At 52.0% G+C, this 20,368-nt stretch carries 15 protein-coding genes; 12 read left to right on the forward strand and 3 right to left on the reverse strand.

Annotation, left to right across the window (positions count from 1 at the left end):
- The first annotated feature begins 88 nt into the window (after positions 1-88).
- From GX659_03875 to ftsY, 5 genes are all read left to right on the forward strand, one after another.
- The gene (locus tag GX659_03875; GenBank protein NLD27925.1) at positions 89-1,531 is read left to right on the forward strand and encodes a hypothetical protein; all 1,443 of its coding nucleotides are present in this window, start codon (positions 89-91) and stop codon (positions 1,529-1,531) included.
- Positions 1,528-2,748 (forward strand): glycogen synthase, encoded by a 1,221-nt coding sequence (glgA, locus tag GX659_03880; GenBank protein ID NLD27926.1) that lies wholly within the window; start codon positions 1,528-1,530, stop codon positions 2,746-2,748. The genes GX659_03875 and glgA overlap by 4 nt, the downstream gene beginning before the upstream one ends.
- A 20-nt stretch (positions 2,749-2,768) precedes the next feature.
- Positions 2,769-3,923: a hypothetical protein gene (locus GX659_03885; protein ID NLD27927.1), complete on the forward strand. Its 1,155-nt coding sequence runs from the start codon at positions 2,769-2,771 to the stop codon at positions 3,921-3,923.
- Between the two features lie 124 nt (positions 3,924-4,047).
- Complete coding sequence (smc, locus tag GX659_03890; protein ID NLD27928.1) at positions 4,048-7,635, forward strand: chromosome segregation protein SMC; 3,588 nt, start codon at positions 4,048-4,050, stop codon at positions 7,633-7,635.
- 76 nt (positions 7,636-7,711) lie between these two features.
- Positions 7,712-8,638: a signal recognition particle-docking protein FtsY gene (ftsY, locus tag GX659_03895; GenBank protein NLD27929.1), complete on the forward strand. Its 927-nt coding sequence runs from the start codon at positions 7,712-7,714 to the stop codon at positions 8,636-8,638.
- A gap of 103 nt (positions 8,639-8,741) precedes the next feature.
- Here the strand turns inward: ftsY and GX659_03900 are convergent, their stop codons facing one another.
- Positions 8,742-9,092, reverse strand: coding sequence for a hypothetical protein (locus tag GX659_03900; protein NLD27930.1), 351 nt, complete (start codon positions 9,090-9,092; stop codon positions 8,742-8,744).
- 145 nt (positions 9,093-9,237) lie between these two features.
- Here GX659_03900 and GX659_03905 point away from each other — a divergent pair, with 145 nt between their 5' ends.
- Positions 9,238-9,999 (forward strand): type III pantothenate kinase, encoded by a 762-nt coding sequence (locus GX659_03905; GenBank protein NLD27931.1) that lies wholly within the window; start codon positions 9,238-9,240, stop codon positions 9,997-9,999.
- A 146-nt stretch (positions 10,000-10,145) separates the two neighbouring features.
- Here GX659_03905 and GX659_03910 read toward each other — a convergent pair whose 3' ends face one another.
- Positions 10,146-11,903 (reverse strand): hypothetical protein, encoded by a 1,758-nt coding sequence (locus tag GX659_03910; GenBank protein ID NLD27932.1) that lies wholly within the window; start codon positions 11,901-11,903, stop codon positions 10,146-10,148.
- Between the two features lie 253 nt (positions 11,904-12,156).
- Between GX659_03910 and GX659_03915 the strand changes: the two genes are divergently transcribed.
- The 4 genes from GX659_03915 (at position 12,157) to GX659_03930 (ending at position 18,414) form a co-directional block, all read left to right on the forward strand.
- Positions 12,157-13,317 (forward strand): NAD(P) transhydrogenase subunit alpha, encoded by a 1,161-nt coding sequence (locus tag GX659_03915; protein ID NLD27933.1) that lies wholly within the window; start codon positions 12,157-12,159, stop codon positions 13,315-13,317.
- A gap of 23 nt (positions 13,318-13,340) precedes the next feature.
- The gene (locus GX659_03920) at positions 13,341-13,631 is read left to right on the forward strand and encodes an NAD(P) transhydrogenase subunit alpha (protein ID NLD27934.1); all 291 of its coding nucleotides are present in this window, start codon (positions 13,341-13,343) and stop codon (positions 13,629-13,631) included.
- Complete coding sequence (locus GX659_03925) at positions 13,628-15,034, forward strand: NAD(P)(+) transhydrogenase (Re/Si-specific) subunit beta (GenBank protein NLD27935.1); 1,407 nt, start codon at positions 13,628-13,630, stop codon at positions 15,032-15,034. Before GX659_03920 ends, GX659_03925 begins: the two co-directional genes overlap by 4 nt.
- A 149-nt stretch (positions 15,035-15,183) precedes the next feature.
- Positions 15,184-18,414, forward strand: coding sequence for a CehA/McbA family metallohydrolase (locus GX659_03930; protein NLD27936.1), 3,231 nt, complete (start codon positions 15,184-15,186; stop codon positions 18,412-18,414).
- Between the two features lie 301 nt (positions 18,415-18,715).
- Here the strand turns inward: GX659_03930 and GX659_03935 are convergent, their stop codons facing one another.
- Positions 18,716-19,459: a transposase gene (locus tag GX659_03935; GenBank protein ID NLD27937.1), complete on the reverse strand. Its 744-nt coding sequence runs from the start codon at positions 19,457-19,459 to the stop codon at positions 18,716-18,718.
- Between the two features lie 271 nt (positions 19,460-19,730).
- Here GX659_03935 and GX659_03940 point away from each other — a divergent pair, with 271 nt between their 5' ends.
- Together GX659_03940 and GX659_03945 are read left to right on the forward strand one after the other, a co-directional pair.
- The gene (locus GX659_03940) at positions 19,731-20,141 is read left to right on the forward strand and encodes a metal-dependent transcriptional regulator (GenBank protein ID NLD27938.1); all 411 of its coding nucleotides are present in this window, start codon (positions 19,731-19,733) and stop codon (positions 20,139-20,141) included.
- The gene (locus GX659_03945; protein NLD27939.1) at positions 20,138-20,365 is read left to right on the forward strand and encodes a ferrous iron transport protein A; all 228 of its coding nucleotides are present in this window, start codon (positions 20,138-20,140) and stop codon (positions 20,363-20,365) included. Before GX659_03940 ends, GX659_03945 begins: the two co-directional genes overlap by 4 nt.
- The last annotated feature ends 3 nt before the right edge of the window (positions 20,366-20,368 follow it).

A 20,368-nucleotide genomic window follows, 5' to 3' on the forward strand; every position in this document is an offset into this window, starting at 1 on the left:
GCTTCTTTCAGTTAACCGCTGACTTCGTTCCAGCGCAGATTTCCAAGGGTTTTTCAGGGAAATCAGCCTACATAGTATGGAGGATAAATTGAGTTTAAGCGAACTTCGACTTGATGAAAAAAACGTGTCGTTTCTGAGCCAGGCGAGATGGTTTCAACAGAAGGGCTCCCGCATACTCGCGCTGCGCATCCGCGACGAGGTAGTTTTACATGGCGGGGTGAATCTCTGTTTCGTCGATGTGAAGACCTCCGGGCGCGATTCGGAACTCTACCTCATGCTCGTGGACGAATTAGGCGAGCTCCGGGACATCGACCATGAGGCCTTCATTGAATTTTTTACTGCCAATCTCGACATATGTTCCTCCGTGATGACTCGTGGAGGAAGGATTATGTTCACCAAGCATCAGGACTGGAATCTTGGAAAAGGATGCTGCTTCGAGCCGATGCCGCTCTCTTCGAGCAATACGCTGATGAGGATCAAACCGAAAGCGGGCCACGACCTCATGGCGAAGTTCATCAGAAGACTGCAGGCGGGCGACAACGTGGAGGCAAGCATTAATCGGCACATATTCGGTGAAGGGAAATTTTCCGCGGCTCCGATGTTTAAGGGTTCGGTTGAATATGTGGATTCAACTTCCAGAAGATATCATATCGCCAGCCTCTTCGAATATGTCGAGAACCAGGGGAGCGCCTGGGATGTATCGCTGAGAAATCTTTCCTCGTTGATAAGTGAGGCCTCCAGCTCCAAATTTCGGGGGACTCCTGTAAAAGCCGGCATCGCCCGCGAGGCGGATTTCGCCCGGAGGATAGGCGGGGTTCTCGCTTCCCTGCACCTCTCACTGGCGCGTGACGGAGATGGCAGCTTCGGAGTCAGGGAAGTGCTCGATGACGACCTTAGAATCTGGCATGACAACTGGATCATGCAATTTGACAGGGCCTTCGCGCTGCTCGAGGCTTCTTCGGTTCGCAGTCCGAATATGGAAAAAGTGATTTCGATGAAAGCCGATGTACGAAAGTTGCTGGATTCCGGAATCTTCGATCTTAAGTCCATAGGGCACAAGATCAGACAGCATGGCGATTTTCATCTCGGTCAGCTGCTTGTTTGTGATGGGGATCTTCGCATCATAGATTTTGAGGGGGAGCCTCTGAAAGATTATGCGGAACGGGCGATTCATTACCCGGCTCTCAAGGATGTTGCCGGGATAGTGCGCTCTTTTAGCTATGCTGCTTTTGCGGCCTACTTCGATGCTGTCAAGGGAGAGCGTAAAGAATATGACGTGAGCGCTGTTTCCGATCTCTGTTTTGAATGGGAAAGAGTTTCCTGCAGATCTTTTCTGGACGCATACTTCGATTCGTTGCATTCCGGGGGGGCTACCTTTCTGCCCTCCGAAAACAGGGCGCTCACCGAGAGGGCCCTCAACCTCTTCGTTTTGGATAAGGCTTTGTACGAGATCGAATATGAAATCAACAACAGGCCGGATTGGGTGGAGATACCCATAAGCGGCATCATGAAAATAATGGAGGTGAGATGAAAGCAGTTTTTTTTACCAATGAATTTCCGCCTAATGTCTACGGCGGAGCCGGCGTTCATGTCGAATACTTGAGCAGGGAGCTTTCAAAATTGATCGATGTGGAAGTCCATTGTTTCGGAAACCAACGGCTCGACACGAAAAATCTCAGGGCGCGCGGGCATGACTCCAAAGTTTCGCATGATTGTTCTAACCCGAAATTCGAAAAGGTACTCGACGCCTTTACGCGCAACATCAGCATGGCGGCATGTCTCAAAGGGGTCGATATCGTGCACTGCCACACGTGGTATTCGCATCTGGCCGGCCTCATCGCACGGCAGCTTCATCAGGTTCCTATGGTGCTTTCCACTCACAGCTTCGAACCTTCGCGTCCCTGGAAGATGGAACAGTTGGGAAACGCGTATCACTTAAGCAGCTGGGTCGAGCGCTGCGCGATGGAACAGTCCGATGGAATAATCGCCGTGTCGGATGGGATGAAGAAGGACGCCGTAAAATTCTTCGATGTGGATCCGAAAAAAATAGAAGTCATCTATAACGGCATAGATCCTGATGAATACAGATTCAAGGAGAACAAGGATGCGCTCGAGAAATACGGAATAGATAAAAATATTCCTTATGTTCTTTTCGTCGGCAGGATTACCAGACAAAAAGGGATCATCCACCTGGTAAACGCGATAGAGCACATGAACAGGGATGTTCAGATAGTGCTTTGCGCCGGGGCTCCCGATACCCCGGAGATTTCCAAGGAGATGCGCGATGCGGTCGAGAAAGCGAAGCAGAGACATCCGAGGATTCTCTGGATAGAGGAGATGGTCCCCAAAAAGGACGTCATAGAGCTCTATGGGCATGCCGCCGTTTTTTGCTGTCCCTCGGTCTATGAGCCCTTCGGCATCATCAACCTCGAGGCGATGTCCTGCGAGACGGCGGTTGTGGCAAGCGCGGTCGGTGGAATTCCTGAAATCGTCGTGAACGGCGAAACAGGATATCTCGTTCCTTTTGTTCCGGCAGCAGCCTCCTCGGGCGAGCCCGCCGATCCTGCGAAGTTTTCGCGCGACCTTGCCGTGAAGGTCAACGAGCTGCTGGCCGATGAGGATAAGAGGGATCGTTTCGGGAAGGCCGGCCGCAAGCGCGTTGAGGATGTCTTCAGTTGGAGATCCATCGCGAAGACCACCGCGGATTACTACGAAGGCGTCGTGAAAAAATTCAGATCGAAGAAATGAACCGGTCGAGGGGGAAGAAGATGAACCGTGTTTTTATGGCCATATGTGCTGCCGCCGTTGTCCTTGCTGGCTGTGCCAAATCGCAGGATGTCTTTGAAGATGTCGGCGAGGATGTTGCCGGTCCTTCCGCTATGCTGGTGGATGCCGATTCCGGACGCCTGTATCTCGTTAATTCCAACAGTCGAGTGCTCTACGACTGGCATCAGGGAAATTTTCAGGTGCTGGATATCAGCGATCCCACTGCGCCGGAACTGATCAAGAGCGTGCCTACCAGAGGTTTCTCCGGCGGGATCTATTTCGACAAGGCGGCATCCAAGATCTATATGCCCAACAGATACAGCGCCGACGAAAGCGACGAGACGGGGGAGCTGTACCTGTTTTCGACGGATGAGAGCGATCCGGACAAGCTCCTTGAATATACGATTTCCGACATAGGAAAGGACGCCTTTTCCATAGCATGCTGCCATCCCGCTGGGAGGATGTGGCTAACTACGAGTCAGAACAAGATACAGTACATCGATATCGGAGGCGATCTTGCTCCGCGAGATATTTCACTTCTGACGACGTTCGATGATGGTTCATCGCTGGGATGGGCGGAAACCTATCACATGGTGATAAACGCCAACCAAGGCTTCCTCACAAGGCGCGGCTCCGGCGTTATGATAATGAACCTTGATGAAGCGGGGGTCGCCGATGCCTATCCGATGGATTATTTCATTCAGGACCTTCAGAATCCTCTTGGCGTAGCCTATCGTGAAGGGATCCTCTACGTCGTAGGAATGGGCGACGAGGACGGCGAGTGGCGCAAGTACCTGGCTCTCCTGGATGTCTCCGCCTTGACGCCGGTATCTGGCAACAAGCGGACCAAAAAACTGGATAAGGACGATGAGGGGATCCTCCTCGCGATGATAGATGTAGGCGAGAATCCCCAGGAGGTTCTTCTCTCCACCGACTATGCCTTTGTGACCAATATCGATGACGATACGGTCTCGGTTATCGACCTCTCCAAAAGAAAGGTGGTAAAGACCATAGAGGTCGGTGAGGAACCCTTTTCCCTTGGCCTATGTACCTATGGGGGAGAGGAGGACAGCTATCTCTACGTCGGCAACGTCCAGTCCAATACCCTCTCGATAATAGATCTGGTGACCTTGGAAGTTGTCGCCACCTATCCATGAGATGTTTTGGGTCATATAAATCGTTTTTCGATTGTCAGCGTGGGTTCTGTGTGCTAAAGTCCCAGCAATTTTAATGGGTTGAACCGCCTCAGAACCTGTTGCTGGTAAAGCAAAGAGAGAAGATATGAGAATAAAAACCCTCGAAATGAGCGGATTTAAGTCATTCGTGGATCGCACAGTCATAAATTTTGAGGACGGAATTACCGGGGTGGTCGGTCCCAATGGCTGCGGAAAATCCAACATCGTGGATTCGATACGCTGGGTCATGGGCGAGATGAGCGCCAAGCATCTGCGCGGTTCGGCGATGGAAGACGTCATCTTCAACGGCTGCGAAAGCCGCCCGCCGGTTGGAATGGCTCAGGTATTTCTCACCTTCGATAACTCGGACGGCAGGGCGCCTGCAGAATATTCCCAGTACAGCGAAATTCAGGTCGGCAGAAGGCTCTACCGTTCCGGCGAGAGCGAATATTTCATCAACAAGACCCCGTGCAGGCTGAAAGACATAGTTGATCTCTTCCTGGGAACCGGCGTTGGAACCAAAGCATATTCGATAGTCGAGCAGGGGATGGTCGGAAATATTGTTTCGTCGAAACCAGAAGACAGGAGAATTCTCGTCGAGGAAGCCGCCGGCATATCCAAGTTCAAGTCGCGCAAGGAGGCCGCGCTTCGTAAGATGGAGTCAACCCGCCAGAATTTAGCGCGCCTTACCGATGTCCTGGGTGAGTTGGAACGCCAGATGAACTCTTTAAATCGTCAGGCCAAAAAGGCGGAGAGGTTCAAAAAAATTTCCGACGAGCTGCGCGATCGCGAACTCGTGTTTTTTGCCAGCAAATATCGTTCCGCCAGGACCGAGTTAGAGTCGATTCAGAACGAGCACGTGGCCCTTCATCAGGACGAGGTTTCGGCTTTGGCCGAGCTCTCCGGTTTTGAAAGCGGGATGGAGGAGATGCGACTGGCGATATCCGAACTCGAACGAGAGCTGGATGGAGCTTCGCAGCAGCTCTACGGCGTGAAAAACTCCATCAAGCTTTACGAGGCCGAGATAGTTCATAAGCAGAACGAGACTGCTTCGATACAGCAGCAAAACAGGGCATATGCCGACGAGCTCGAGTCTCTTCGCAGTAGGCTGCTGGAGCTCTCCTCTCGCATCGAGGACGCCAACGCTGCCATGGTGGATGCCGACATAAAGCTGGCGGGCTCCTCCAATTTCGTTGAAACCGCCGAGAAGGGGGCCGACGAGATCAGGTCTAAGTTCAGCGATATGAAACGCCAGTGCGATGCGGCCGGAACTTCTGTAATGGAGCTCGCCAAAGAGATTGCGAATCTCACCGCTTCCATGGATCACCTCGAGCGCAGGCGGATAGAGGTCAACGGACGCATCGCTAAAAATCAGGCGGAGCTAGACGGCATAGATTCACGCCGTCAGCAGATAGAATCCGATTTGCACAAGAAGGATGCGGAGCTTTTGGGCCTTCGTCAGATGAAATTCGCAATCGCCGGCGAATCCGAATCCGCGGCCACGACGCTTGAGCAGCAGAAACGCGAGTTCGATGAGGCGGAGAAGAGGGTGCGCGAACTTAGGGATCTTGTTTCAGACAGAAGGTCGCGCCTAGACTCCATAGTTGAACTCAGAAAAAATCTGGAAGGATATCGCGATGGAGTCAGGGCCGTTCTTTCCAGAACCGACTCAGAGGGGAAGAAACTCGAGGGCTTCGTTGGCACGGTCGGGGAAATATTCGAAACGGAGAGCGATTACGAACCTGCGCTTGGTGCCGTCCTTGGGGAAAAACTTCAGTATGTGGTTGTCAAGTCGCACGAGGAAGGCGTAGATGCGATAGACTATCTTCGCACTGCGACGAGCGGCAGGAGTTCGTTCATACCCGTCGGCGTCAGGGCCTCTGAAGAAGCCACGTCGGAGCCTGAAGGGGAAGGGGTTATCGGTCCGATCAAAAATTTTGTGAGATTCAGCGACGAATACAAACAGATCTGCAATCATCTTCTGGGTGATGTGGTGCTCGTCAACGATCTGAAGCTGGCGTTGTCGCTTTGGGAGTCAGGCTCATACAAAAAAACCTTCGTTACGGTCGATGGCTGCGTAGTCGATCCGTACGGCGTCGTTACGGGTGGCTCGGGCGGAGGCGTCGAGGAGCAGCTCGTGGCGCAGAAACGTCGCGAACGCGAATTGTCCGAGGAGCTCGCTAAGTATAAGGGAGAGCTTACCAGAGCCGAAGGGGAAGCGCAGAAGTTCAAGGATCACGTTTCTTCGATGGAACTGAGGGTCGATCAGCTTGGGCGCGATGTGCACAACGAAGAACTGAAACTGATCGGCTACGAGCGCGATATCGAACGCATCAAGGATGAAATATCGAGATACGATCGCGAGCGCGACAAGCTTTCAGTCGAAACTGCCGCTCTCGTGGAGGAGCTGGCCGAGACCGATGCGGAACGCGAGCAGAACGCAAGGAGGCTCGCCGAATGCAACGAACAGCACACCACGCATGAGGAGAGGCTCTCGATCATGCGCAGCGAGCTGGAATCCCTTTCATCCCTTCTAACGGGAAGGGAAAAGGAGCTCATGGACTTAAAGGTCCAGTTTGCGCAGGCAGGCGAGAGGGCCTCTCTGGTAGCCAGGGAGCTCGATGGATTGGTGAGGGACAAATCATCTGTTGTAGCCTCTATCGGAAGGCGACTTGGAGAGATCAACTCGGCCAACCAGAGGTCGGTCGTGCTCTCCCGTGAAATAGATGACTTGAGGTGTGATCTGGATCTTGCGATCAGCGCGTCGACGAACCTGGAAAAAGTCCAGAGGGAGCTGCGCGAAAAGTACGAGGCGGAATCGACCTCGATGCGCAACCGCGAACTTGATATCCGCGAAATCAGGAAACGCCATGATGAGGTCCTTGCGAAGTATCATGATGCGGACATAAAGCTGACCGAGTATAGAGCTAAGGTTCAGTTCATGATCGACGGAATAAGGGAACGCTACCATCTGGATCTCCCTTCCATCGAGGGTCAGTACGCGAAGGACGATCTCGACCTTGATGCCGAAGAGGCGATCGTCGCCGACTTGAAAGATAAGATAGAAAAAATAGGTTCAGTGAATGTCGATGCGATAGGGGAATACAACGAGCTGACCGAGCGCTTTACGTTCATGTCCAAGCAGCATCAGGATCTCGCATCTTCGCTGGATAACCTCTCGAGGGCGATCGCCAAGATCAACAGGACCAGCCGCCAGAGGTTCAGACGCGCCTTCGACGCGGTGGATGCCCAGTTCCAGGAGCTCTTCCCCAAGCTTTTCAAGGGTGGGAAGGCTCGCCTGCTGCTCACCGACGAGGAGAATATCCTCGAGAGCGGCATAGAGATCGTCGCGCAGCCCCCTGGAAAGAAGCTCCAGTCCATCACGCTGCTTTCTGGCGGAGAGAAGGCGCTTACTGCGGTCGCGCTTATATTCTCGATATTCCTCATCAAGCCGTCGCCGTTCTGTCTGCTGGACGAAGTCGACGCGCCGCTCGACGACGTCAACATCGATCGCTTCAACGACCTGATCCGCTCCATGGTTCCTTACTCACAGTTCATTCTCATCACGCACAACAAGCGCACGATGGAGCTGGCGGATATCCTCTACGGCGTCACGATGGAAGAGGCCGGAGTTTCCAAGATGGTCTCGGTGAAGCTGGCCGCCGACAAGGCGCAGGAACCCCAAGTAGCCTAAAATAAAAGACGCTATTATTATGAACGATATCTCATTTCTGGCTGTTGCCGTACCTTCGATATCCATCCTCGTCCTGATGCTAGTTCTGTTTTTGCCGAGGCTAAGGCGGAGGCGTGCTAAAACCCAAGGGATGATCACCTCCACCTCGGATGCGTCGCTCTCCGATAAAATTTTAATGCGCATGTGGTCGCTTTTTGGAGATGGGGATGCTGATGAAAAGCTATTTGCCTCTCTCGAGGAAGCCCTTATCTTTGCGGATGCCGGAATACCATTCACATCGGATGCGATGGCCAACGTCAGGGGAGAAAAATCGGCTCACGATGTCAGAAAAAAATTGGCGGCCTACATGTCATCCGTCTTCCCGAATCGTATCTCTTCGGACCTCGCCTCTCCAGAGGTGGTGATAGTGGTCGGTGTCAACGGCGTCGGGAAAACGACCACCATTGCGAAGCTCGCCGCCTCCAAAATAGCGTCTGGGAAAAAAGTTTTGCTGGTTGCCGCCGACACTTTCAGAGCGGCTGCGGTTGAACAACTGAAAACTTGGGCGGCAAGGCTTTCGTGCGACATTCTCTCTCAGGACAGCGGAGCCGATCCTGCATCGGTCGTCTTCGATGGAGTGGAAAAGGCGAGGGCGAAGGGTTACGATGCGGTTATTATAGATACCGCCGGACGCTTACACACCAAGCAAAACCTGATGGAAGAGCTCAAGAAGATCTGCAGAGTAGCTGGCAAGGCGATGCCGGGGGCGCCTCACGAAAAGCTCATAGTTCTCGATGCTACGGTTGGGACTAACGGTCTTTCGCAGGCCAGACAGTTCCATGATGCGATAGGTCTCACCGGCGCAATAGTGACCAAGATGGATGGGACGGCGAAGGGCGGAATTGTCTTCGCGGTCGCAAAAGAGCTGAGAATTCCCATTTCACATATCGGCGTTGGTGAAGGGATGAATGACCTTCGTCCCTTTGATTCCATAAAATTCGTCGAATCGATTTTGGAAGGATGAGGCTTAGTTCCTATCTTTTGACAGGTCTTGTTTCTGATCAAAAACAATAAAAACGCCGGACTTGAATTGCAAGCCCGGCGCAATTACTTCAATTCATAGACTATTACTTGAAATTCTTTTGAAGCGTCTTGCTGCGTTCGATCAACCTTGCGTTTCGGGCTATTGCCGCATCCATCGCGCCGATCTTGCGGAGTGCGATAGCCGTCTTTGCCGTATTTCCGGATTTTCTGTATTCGGCTGACTTGGCGATAAGCGCCTTTTTCTTTTCGACAGTCTTCGAAACTATCTTCGCCGTTTTTTCTTCCCGCTCCGAGAGATATTTCTTTACGAAGGTCTTGTAGGCCGCTTCGAAAGCCTTCCTCCCCTCGGCGCTGGTCCTTTTGGTCTTCTTCTCCCTGTGCTCCGGATGTTCCTTCAGGAAGTCCTGCCATGTGTATTTCTGATTCAGTGACATCTTAACCATCCTTTCTTGCGTGATGACGAGGTCGCGCTGTTATATATTTTTCCCTTTAAAGTCAAGGATTTAGTTCTAAAAAACAGGCGAGCAGCCAAAGAAGGTTGTTGCTTAACCTCATGATATTACTTAGAAACCTCTCACCATGAAGCTTCTAGCGGTGAATATAGGGAACACGAGCTTTTCCGCGGCTATGATTTCAGACCGCAGGATAGTTGCGCGAGCCGGCATTCCTACCGGCTATGTCAGCTCCAAACGCGGGGTGAGGGCCCTTCTGAAATCGCTCAAGGACGAAGCAAGATTTTTGCCGGATGCGATATGCGTTTCGAGCGTCGTTCCTTCAGTGGAGGGGAAATGCAGGGCCGCTTGCGTCGGGCTTTTTTCACTGAAGCCGCTTTTTGCCTCACATGAAAATATCGGGATGAAGATCCGCGGCTATGATACGAAAAATATCGGTCCCGATCGCCTGCTTTGTTCGATGGCGGCGTATGATAAGTACCGAGATGCGCTGATAGTCATCGATGCCGGGAGCTGTATAACTATCGACGCGGTTTCCAAACGCGGGGAATTTTTGGGCGGCGCGATTCTTCCCGGTATAGAGATCTCCCTGTCGGCGCTGCAGGGCAGGACGGAACGCCTTCCGCGCGTGAAATTCAAAAAATCACGCTCGCCGGTGGGAAAGGATACAGAAGGGTGCATCCTATCGGGGATCAATTTTGGGATCGCCGGTGCGATTGAAAATATAATCTCAAAAATTTCCACTAAGATGGAAGCCGCCCCTCTCATCGTAGTAACCGGAGGGGATGCCGAAGCGATATTCACGCTTTATTCCGGATCAGCTTTTCTGGAGAGGGACCTCATTTTCGAAGGCCTGGTCACCTTCGCCAGAAGGACTTGCACAGTTTGAATTCGGCAATTTTCATGTTGAAGTCCCGAAGAGTGATCGAAGTGAGGATGAAATCCGATCGTAAATAAAATAAAAATAAAAATAAAAATAAAAATAAAAACCGCCGGGGTTGCCGGCGGTTTTTGTAATCAAGATCAAATCCTGTTTCAGAACTGTTTGATCTGCTGTGTCACTACCACGCCCGTGTCGGCGTTGACGTAAAACCTCACGTGTCCGAACGCGAACCTCCAGTAGAGGTCTTCAGCGGATTGTTTAGGGCCGACGCCCTTTGGCAGCACGACCAGTTCCGTTATGTCGCTGGCGGAGGTGATGCTCTCGGCGACCCTGAGCGCGTCCACAAATACCTCTCTCTCGATGACCTGTATGTCGCGCTGAGCTCCCTTTTCGAGTTCATCGTATTCGCTGAGAGAAGGCCTCTCCTCTATTTGAGCCAGGACCCTGTCGTGATTATCGAGGATTGCGCGCGCGGTCTCGCGGGCCTTTTCCAGCGCTTGTCTAGGCTCGACCTTTACGGTCGGGTTTATTTTGATGTTTAAGCGTGCATCGCTTGAGGAATATGCGCGTGAGTCGCCATTTGCATCCTTGAAGACGATCAGCCCCGACCCCAAAACCCTCGCAACCTTGCCGCCTTCGGCGAAGGCGTATTGGAGCATGTGGGTTCTTGAGAGGTGCGGGCCATAAGCGGTAGGCTGCGGTATGAAGAGGAATGTGTCGGAGTGGTCGGCTATTATCCTTGCGAATTCGACTCCGAATTTGGTTCTTTTCCCGGTTGGCTTTTTATCCTTGCCGAACAGATCCCTGTTCATAGCCGCGGTCTTTATGATCTCCGCCAGTTTTGCGTAGTCCAAGCCATACTTCGAATTTCCTTCGACGAGCACTTTAGCACCAGCTAAGACTGCATCGACGAAGTCGGCAGGGCCCGGTTTATTCGTGGCGTAATGGAACCCATGTTCTAGCAACAAGGCGGCTCCGAGATCCATGGCTGCGCGCGTGTCGCGAAGGAGATCCTCCATCGCCAGCTTGGTGCTCCACCAGAATCCGCCGTAGATCTGTCCTCTGTCATGGACCTCGGAGGATACGTCAGCGTATTTGAGTGAGTGAGCCACGGTCCTCAAACCCAGCGTCGGTCCATAGTTCCTTCCGATGTTGGGAGGAAAATCTTCAGAGAGTTCCGGGTCGTTGCGCATTAGCGCGACGATGCTGTCGGCAAACCCTTCATGTATGGCGCCGCCGTCCCCTGAATACCACTGGCTGAGGGCTGGGATTATTCTGTCGAAAGCCAGATGCCCACCTTCGTGTCCAACGATATCATGATCGCTGGCAAGATGCCACTCGCCCACGCTTGACCTTCTGCCGGTTCCGAATGTGAGATCGACAGCTGAAGGATTGTACCATGCGTTAACATCGTCGACCGCATTCACATTGATGAGGATCGGGAAGACGTTGGGGGCTATCTTCGCCATATCGTAGCCGAGTGTACCCATGTATATCATGAGGCTGGTGAAGGCGTAGTAGGCTTGCACCTGATCGAAGCCGTCCGTGGTCACCAGGTTTTGCAAATACCCTCTGCTGTTCTTAGGCGGTTCCGGCGTGAAAGGACTCTGCATGAAATTTCCATTTAGCTGCGTTCGCCCCTTTACGCGAGCCCACTGGCCGATGAGTTCCTGCGATCCTTCGGGGAGGCCGGGGAGCGCGACCATCATCGTGCGCCCGTAGCTTGAGACGAGATTCGCATTTGTCCAGACCTGAGCGTTGTATGGAGTCGTTCGCGGAACGTTGGTCGGCAAATACCACCTGTGCTCGGGGCTGCATCCTATCGGCCTTGCTACTTGGATATATCCGAACGGAAATGCGATGCCAGCAGACAGACCTGCCTCGGGGATACCTACGGCTGCGGATATCATAACGAACTCCTTTTCTCTCCCCCGATATCTGGAACTCTAGTATGACGCAGGGTTCCAAGTCAATCCATCTTATTTCTTTTTATGGGGAGAATAGGGCTTCGATGGTGTTGACAATGCGCCCCCCCGGTAGTAGCAGAACGCTGTTTGCCTCAAGGGGTGTCCCCTTTTGATCTTTGTAAATAGTGTAATTGATAGCCGTATTTCAAATTGACTGTCGCCTCGCAATGAGGCGGCCATGGGAGAGAGGGATATCATGCTGATCGGTATACCGAAGGAGATTCTTCATCACGAAAATCGTGTCGCGGCCACGCCGGAGACGGTTAAAAAGTACAGGGAGATGGGTTTTGAGGTCCTGGTAGAGGGCGATGCCGGAAAGGGGGTTTATGTTTCCGATGAACAATATCGCGAGGCCGGCGCCAGGGTCCTTACCGATGCGGTCGAGCTCTTTCAACAGTCAGACATAATCCTGAAGGTCAAACAACCGTGTCCTAACGAGCGCTATGGAAAGCACGAAGCTGAGATGATAAAAGAGGGAGGGACCTTGATCACCTTCCTTCATCCGGCCGCCCCTTCCAACCACTCGATGATAAAGACATTGAGAGATCGCAGAATTCTCTCTTTCACGATGGACAGCATACCACGTACCTCCCGCGCCCAAAAGATGGATGCCCTTACCTCAATGAGCACGATAACCGGTTATAAATCCGTACTGGTCGCCGCAGGGCATCTGCCGCAATTTATTCCGATGGTCGGAACAGCCATAGGGATGACAAAACCGGCGAAGGTTTTAGTCATAGGTGCTGGGGTGGTGGGACTTCAGGCCCTTGCGACTGCAAAGCGTCTTGGTGGAATAACTACCTGCGTAGATATTCGACCGGAGGCTAGGGAAGAGGCCAAGAGCCTCGGAGCGAAGGTCGGCGAGTTCGAAGTTCCCGTCGAACTTGCAAAAGGGGAGGGAGGTTACGCAAAGGCGCTTCCCAAGGAATGGATTGAGAAGGAACGCGCATTTTTGGCTCCGATTGTGGCGGATTCGGACATCATAATACTCAGCGCTCTGGTCCCCGGGGAGGTCGCCCCGGTCCTGATTACCGAAAAGATGATAGCCGGTATGCGTCCGGGCTCCGTCATCGTGGATGTTTCTGTCGATCAGGGCGGTAATTGCGAGGCCACTAAACCGGGCGAAGAGGTAAGGGTCCACGATGTGATGGTCAGCGGAGTACAGAACATACCTGGAAGCGTGCCCGTGCATGCGAGTTGGCTCTATGCGAACAACATGGTTCAGTATCTGTCAAATCTGTACAAGCAGGGCCCTGGACAGATCGACTGGAATGACGATATAGTGAAAGCCACCCTTGTCACCAAGAACGGCGAGATAGTTCACGATGGCGCGAGAAAGGCGATGGGGTTGGCATAAACTCAGGAAAGGTAGAATAAATCATGACTGATCTTTACGTTCTGCTGGGCGTGTTCGGAGGATCTCTTCTGGTCAGCTATTTCCTGGTCTCAAAGGTCCCGCCGCTTCTCCATACTCCGCTTATGTCCATGACTAATGCGATTTCGGGCGTGACTATCATCGGTGCGCTGATTCTATTTTCTACATCGATGAATGTTATCGAAAAGATCATAGGCTCTGTCGCTCTGCTCATGGCGACCTTCAACGTCATCGGGGGCTTTGCGATAACCGATCGCATGCTCGGTCTTTTCAAAAAGCGCAAGGAGGAGGCGTGAATTCATCAGTTTCGATTATAGTTGATGCCCTGATAGTCCTGATACTCTTTGTGGGGCTCGCTCAGTTTCGGAATCCCAAGGGGGCGAGAAAGGGAAACGCCATGGCCGCAATCGCTATGATGTGCGGCATACTGGTTGTATTTTTTCACGATGGCCTTGCCTATCCCGCACTCGTTTTGCCCTTGCTTATCATAGGTGCCGTAGTCGGATGGGCTGTCGCGGCTAAGGTCACGATGATACACATTCCGGGAATGGTAGCTTTCCAAAATGGGGCCGGTGGGGCTGCGGCGCTTCTGGTCTCTTTCATAGAACTCTGGAGAGGCGGGGGGGGCGAGGGTTTGATGGTGATCTCTAAGGTCTCGGGGCTTTTGGGGGTGATAGTGGGTGCCGGAACGTTCAGCGGCAGCATGGTCGCAAGCGCAAAGCTCATGGGAATGATGAATCCAAAACCGTCGGTTCTCAAGTTCCATGATTCAATCATGGCCTTTCTTACAATTGCGATAGTTATCCTTTCATTTTTTGTAGGGAGTTCCAATCCTGTAGCTGTGATCGCTGTTCCTGCTGCGCTGGCTGTTTTAGGATGTGCGTTGGGAATCATATTTTCCATCCGCATAGGCGGTGCTGATATGCCAGTGCTCATTTCTTTTCTAAATACGACTTCAGGTGTAGCTGCTGCGTTTTGTGGAATCATAGTCAGCAATCGCCTTTTGATTTCCGCAGGCGCGATCGTCGCGGCTTCCGGTTCGATACTTACGTACATGATGTGCAAGGCTATGAACCGGAGCATGCTCAAGGTGTTCTGGGGAGGTTCTCTTTCAGATGGCATGGCGGCTGCTACTGAGCCGGTTTTAAACGAAATTTCCGGTGCCGCTTCCGGCGATCCGCTGGAAAGGGCGGTGGAGGCGCTTGGTTCCGCAAAGAGCGTCGTAATAGTTCCCGGATACGGCATGGCGATAGGTCAGGCGCAATTCAGAGTGAATGAATTAGCGCAGCTCCTTGAAAAGGCCGGCAAGGAGGTTCGCTTTGCGATTCATCCGGTGGCGGGGCGAATGCCGGGGCACATGAACGTCCTTCTTGCTGAAGCCGATGTCCCCTATGACAAACTTTTCGAGATGGATGCGATAAATCCATCATTTCCGGAGACGGATGTAGCGATGGTCGTCGGCGCCTGCGATGTCGTCAATCCCTCTGCTATAGATAAACCAGGAACTCCTATAACTGGAATGCCTATCTTGAAGGTCTACGAGGCGAAAAGCGTCATAGTGTGCAATCTCGACGAAAAGCCGGGCTACTCCGGGGTTCCCAACTCACTGTATGAACAGCCGCACGCAATCTTGCTCTTTGGGAATGCGCTGGAAACGGTCGGCAGCATCATAGATGGGATGTCAGTCAATCCGGCTTAAGTATAATGTTCTTATAAATCAACACGTTAACCATGACGCGGCGGGGTGATGTCGATGCTGCACCCCGCCTTTTCTATTCTGCAAAATCCGTCTAAAAAATCTTCATCAAATTTCGCAACAAAATCTTCATAGGGGCGATAAGGTTGCAAATGCCAAACAAAATCTCATTTAGATTTTTGTGTATCTTTGCCCTCCTGCTTTTTACCTCGTGCAGCGGGAGCAAGGGAGGGCATTTATTCAATTCAGATGGATCGCTGTATCCTGTGACGCCTTTTACGATCACGGATGATTCGCAGCTGATAGGTGGACCTGTGGCCCAGGGGCGCGTCGGCGATGTTCTTCTGCAGAACGATCGGATCAGGGTAATAATACAGAAACCTAGAAAAAATGCCGGTGTAAATTCCTTCGGTGGACACATAATCGATGCGGATATAGTCAGAAAAGAGGGGGGGGCCGGACAGGATAACCTTGGTTCGCTCTTTCCGCTGGTGAATATCGAGTGGACGGTCAACAACCGCAACTACGAGGTGATCTCGGATGGCTCCGACGGGTCGAATAAGATACTTCGTGCCTACGGAATAATAGACGTGTACGATTATCTCGATCTGGATTTTATAGGCGATGTTGCAGAGGCCGTTGCAGGGCAGCGCATAAGTTTTCCAAACAGGTTTGACGACAGGCGTAATCCATTCAATATCTACGAAGACTTGAGAAAAATCAGCAGGGAGGTTGTGACCGATTTTATTCTCGAGCCCGGCAAGAACTACGTCAGAATAGAGATGACTTTCAGAAACGATGGCGACCGCGATGTGAAGCTTCCTATTGGTCAGTTCATAAATGATTCGGGGCAGATTTCGATGTTGATACCGGGGGTTGGCTTTACGCCGGATCTCATGACCCAGCTGGGCAGCAACACTCCCGCTATGATCTTCGCCGGATTCGAAGGGGTCGACGTCTCCTACGGATTTTTCTTCGACCCATCGCAGTTCGTAAATTCCGAGACCGGCGACTATCTGACGACAACTTCAGTCAGCTATTCAGGTGTGAACGGAATAATCTTCGGAGAAGAATTTCTCAAGCTCACCCCGCTCGGCGGTGGTGATCCGGCGATAAATTTTACCATCCCGGCTGGGGAGTCCAGGACGGTGAAGAGCATCTTCGTCGTGGGCGACGGCTCGGCAGGCTCGGTGTTCGATGCAGGGCTTGCTGCGATAGGCGTAGCGGCGCGACCGATAACCGGTTCGGTTGTGGACTCAGATGGGAATCCCGTCGAAGGGGCTACTGTCGCAGTTATGCACAAAGGATCGACTCTTATCACCTATCGTACGAATTCCTCCGGAGGTTTTGGAGGGCTTCTTCCAACAGGTGGCGATTCAAAATCCCGTCTGTTCGGCAGAGGTAAGTACAGCATCATCGTGGAATACCCCGGGTATCACCTCAACGGGACATCCGATGCGGGTGAATGTTCGCCCGGAGATATCGATCTCTTTGCAGAGGCGAAGGCACACGTCGTTTGCACGCTCGGCGAGACGGGGACTGTTGAAATGACAGGCCCGGTGATTGACGATGAGACTGGAGATGCCATCCCTGCGAGGCTTACGATAGTCGGCGAGGACCCGAGCCCGAACAAGGTAGGTTCGGCCGGGCGCTTCAGGTCTACGATATACTGGGAGCTGACGTTTGGGATTTCTGGCTTTAAATACATCGGCGTCGACGGCAGCTTCGATCTTACGGGCGAGAAGTCTTTCAATATAGAGCCTGGGATTTACAGATTCGTGATAACCCATGGTCCGGAATATACTTCGCATGAACAGGTAGTCGAAGTTTCGGCCGGCTCGAAGATATCGCTTTCGAATATCGTTCTTTCGCGTGCTACAAGAACCCCAGGTTATATAGGGGCGGACTTGCACGTTCACTCTATCGTCAGCCCTGATTCAAATATGCCTCTGGAGCTCAGAGTTTTATCCGCAGCCGCCGAAGGCATCGACGTGCTTCAATCTACGGACCACGATTTTCTTTTGGATTATTCGGATGCCCTTTCGAACGCTGTCAAAATGGGAATCGTCAGGGCCGATTCAATAAAGGTTTCAGTGGGGGATGAAGTCACCCCCAATCATTACGGGCATCTTAATGTTTTTCCCCTGCTTGCGGATCCTCTCGATCCCGAGGGGGGCGCGGTTGATTGGAGCGCGTCGGATCGCGATGAGGTTTCACCCTCTCCCGACTACGGCCTTTCCTTAGACGATCTTATCTCGCGCCTCAGGGAGGACCCTGGTGAGGAGGTAATTCAGATCAATCACATCATGGATAACCCCACAGGCCTTCCTCTCGCCAGCGGCTGGGTGACGACGCCATTTTATATGGATACGCATGGAGTCGCGCCCCTGGCTAGTTATGCCGATCCGGTTGAAAGAAGGATGGAGCCGCGTTCGAGCGGTACATCTTTTCCGTTGGAGTTTGGTACGAGTGCCCTGGTGACGACAGATTTCGATGCCATGGAACTGACGATCGGCCCTCATCAGCATGACGGTGACATATTTTTCAAGTCCGCGCTGCCGACATGGTTCAACATGCTCAATTTGGGTTTTCAGGTCACCGCTACTGCGTCATCCGACAGCCATAGGTCTGCGGCCAATCCCATGGGGCTGCCGAGGAATTACATAGCGAGCAGCGTCGATCCGCGCGACGCCATCGGAGGCGGATATTCCGATATCGATCTCGAAGAATATGCGATCTCCATCAAGGGTGGAAGGGTAACCGTATCCTGCGGGCCGGTTGTGATGATGTTTGCAAAAAATGAATCCGGCGAAAAGGTTTCGATAGGAGAAAAAATATCGGGCCGCGATATAGAAATCACAGTATCGGTTAGCGCCCCCTCTTGGGCGTGGTTCGACACTGTGGAAATTTACGCGAACTCCGAGCCGATTCCAGTCGACGACGATACAGGAATTCCGATGCAGGGCTCCGCAGCGGACCCCGCCGACTTCTACAAACCGTATCATCTTCCAAAATATACATACAATACCTCGCGGGTTTTCAGGCTTTCCGACGGCACTCTTGAGAATTGGAGCGAAGAAGGGGGGGTCATAAATGCCAGCCTTTCGTTCAAGATGAACTTTAGCGAGGATTCATGGGTGGTCGCGCTCGCTCGCGGGACGAGGAAGACAGACGGGTATAGGTCCCTCTTTCCGGTGGTGACCAATGTGCTTGTCAAAAGCGGCAATGAGCCGGAGGAATTCGATCCTGCCGACCTTTCATCCTTTCATGTTGACAAGAAGGTCGGCGCTGTGGCGTGGGGACTTAGCAATCCTATCTATGTGGATGTCGACGGCGATGGCTTTCAGGCAAAATGGAAGAAATACTCTCCGGTTTCGAAATAAACTCTATGGGAGTGGCGAAGACTTGTTCCTGTTGTGATGTCTGGGCTTGAACTGGTGCATGCCTGTCCCTGTCCCTGCCTGCCTGTCAGACGGAGCAAAACGATCCAAATCAATCCAGGTTGACATGGGCTATCCTTAAAATCGATTATTAGATTATTTTTATGGAGAGATCGTACCTGTAAAAAGGGTGATTCAGAGTTCGAAGTTCTTTGTAGCTACTAATGAATAAAATTTGTAAATGTAAATGGATATGGAATTGCACGTTTTTCAAGTTAGAGAAAAATATTTTTTAAATTCTGTTCTATTCCTCTGCTTCTGGTCCCGGAGGACTAGTCAGCCTTAGAAATATCGCCTCGTTTATTTTTCGTCCAAGCCTTGTGCATAACTCTCGATATTTTCCAAGCACCCAGTCCGGGTTTCCTATGAAATACGTGTGGGAGATGTTCAGCTCTTTTCGATGTTCTATGATGGATTCAACGATGGCACGATATTCCCGTCGTCGTTCGATTGGATCTTCACTTAGGGCGAGATATGAAGGGGATGGTGTTATTAAGGGATCTTCTCTGCCATAGGCGTAATATCCATAGGATGACCAGTCGTTATCCCTCGGATGCCTCACCTTTTTGGCCCTGTGTTGGTTGAGGTCGATGTATGCCATGACGGTCAGCATTTGGTGGTCGGACTCGATTATCGGAGATTTGAAACGATCCATTACCACCTGCCCGCGTCTTTTGAGCTGCTTGTTGACGATCCTCGCGAATCTGCTGTTCACGAGGCGGAAAAATGCGGAAAACTGTTCTTTGCTATCCAGTTTTCCCGCAAGATGCGGATGGTTGTCCATGAAATTGTATGAATATATTTCTACGCCGTATCTGTTTTTGTATTTCAGGAGGAGATCATAGTACGCGCGTTTTGCCCATTCCCATTGCAGCAACCAGTCCCTGTTGTGACACTGCCAGGTGACATGGAAGAAAGCGCCATCATAAATGATTTCATATCTAGGCAGATAGGCCATGGTAAATGGTGAAAGCAAATCGGATGCCATTTGGAACTCTCATAAAATAGCTCTAAACGTGTGTTTGGGTGGAATCGCTTAGGCAGGAGTGACCGATTTTACTCCAGTTGGCTGTTTTTGCTCCGTCCGACGTGCTCCGTCCGACGTGCGTCCGACCTGGACTGACGGTGGATGGAAGGTGAGTGGCTGTTGCTCCGTCTGATTGAATTTGATTGAATTATGATTGAATTGATTGAATTCCCTTGACCTTTAGTTCTGCCTTATATAGTTAGCCACGCCTAACATTTTAAAGGAGCGAGAGATGACGGAACAGCTCTCCCAGAGCATGGAGGACTACCTCGAGGCGATACTCAGGATCTCCGCCGATAAGAAGGTCGTGCGGGTGCGGGATCTCGCCTCCGAGCAGGGAGTTTCGATGGCATCGGTCAGCGGTGCTATGAAAAAACTGGAAAAGCAGAATCTGGTAACCCACGGCAAATACGATTTCATCAGACTCACACCTTCAGGAATAAAGGCCGCTACGGAGGTGGCGAGGCGTCATTACATACTGAAAAATTTTTTCATCAACGTCGTAGGGGTCGATCCGAAAACTGCGGATGACGACGCCTGTGCGATCGAACATCATATAAGCCGAAAGAGCATCAAGGGAATTTCCGACCTGCTTGCATCCGCAGGAGAAGCCTTCGACGACAAGGGGGAGCCCTCTATATGACTACGCTCAACATGATCAAGCCCGGAGAGCACGCCGTCGTATGCGGCGTGTCAGGCCCCATAAGAAGGCGCCTTACGGAGATGGGGTTCGTCAGAGGAGCCTGCGTATACGTGAGGAGGGTGGCGCCGCTGGGCGACCCCATGGAAATCAGATTTTCCGGCTATAGCCTTTCGATCAGGAAACACGAGGCCGCAGATATCAGCGTTGAGAGGGTTTCGCCATAATCT

It is taken from the genome of Myxococcales bacterium (assembly GCA_012513515.1).
Classification (GTDB): domain Bacteria; phylum UBA10199; class UBA10199; order 2-02-FULL-44-16; family JAAZCA01; genus JAAZCA01.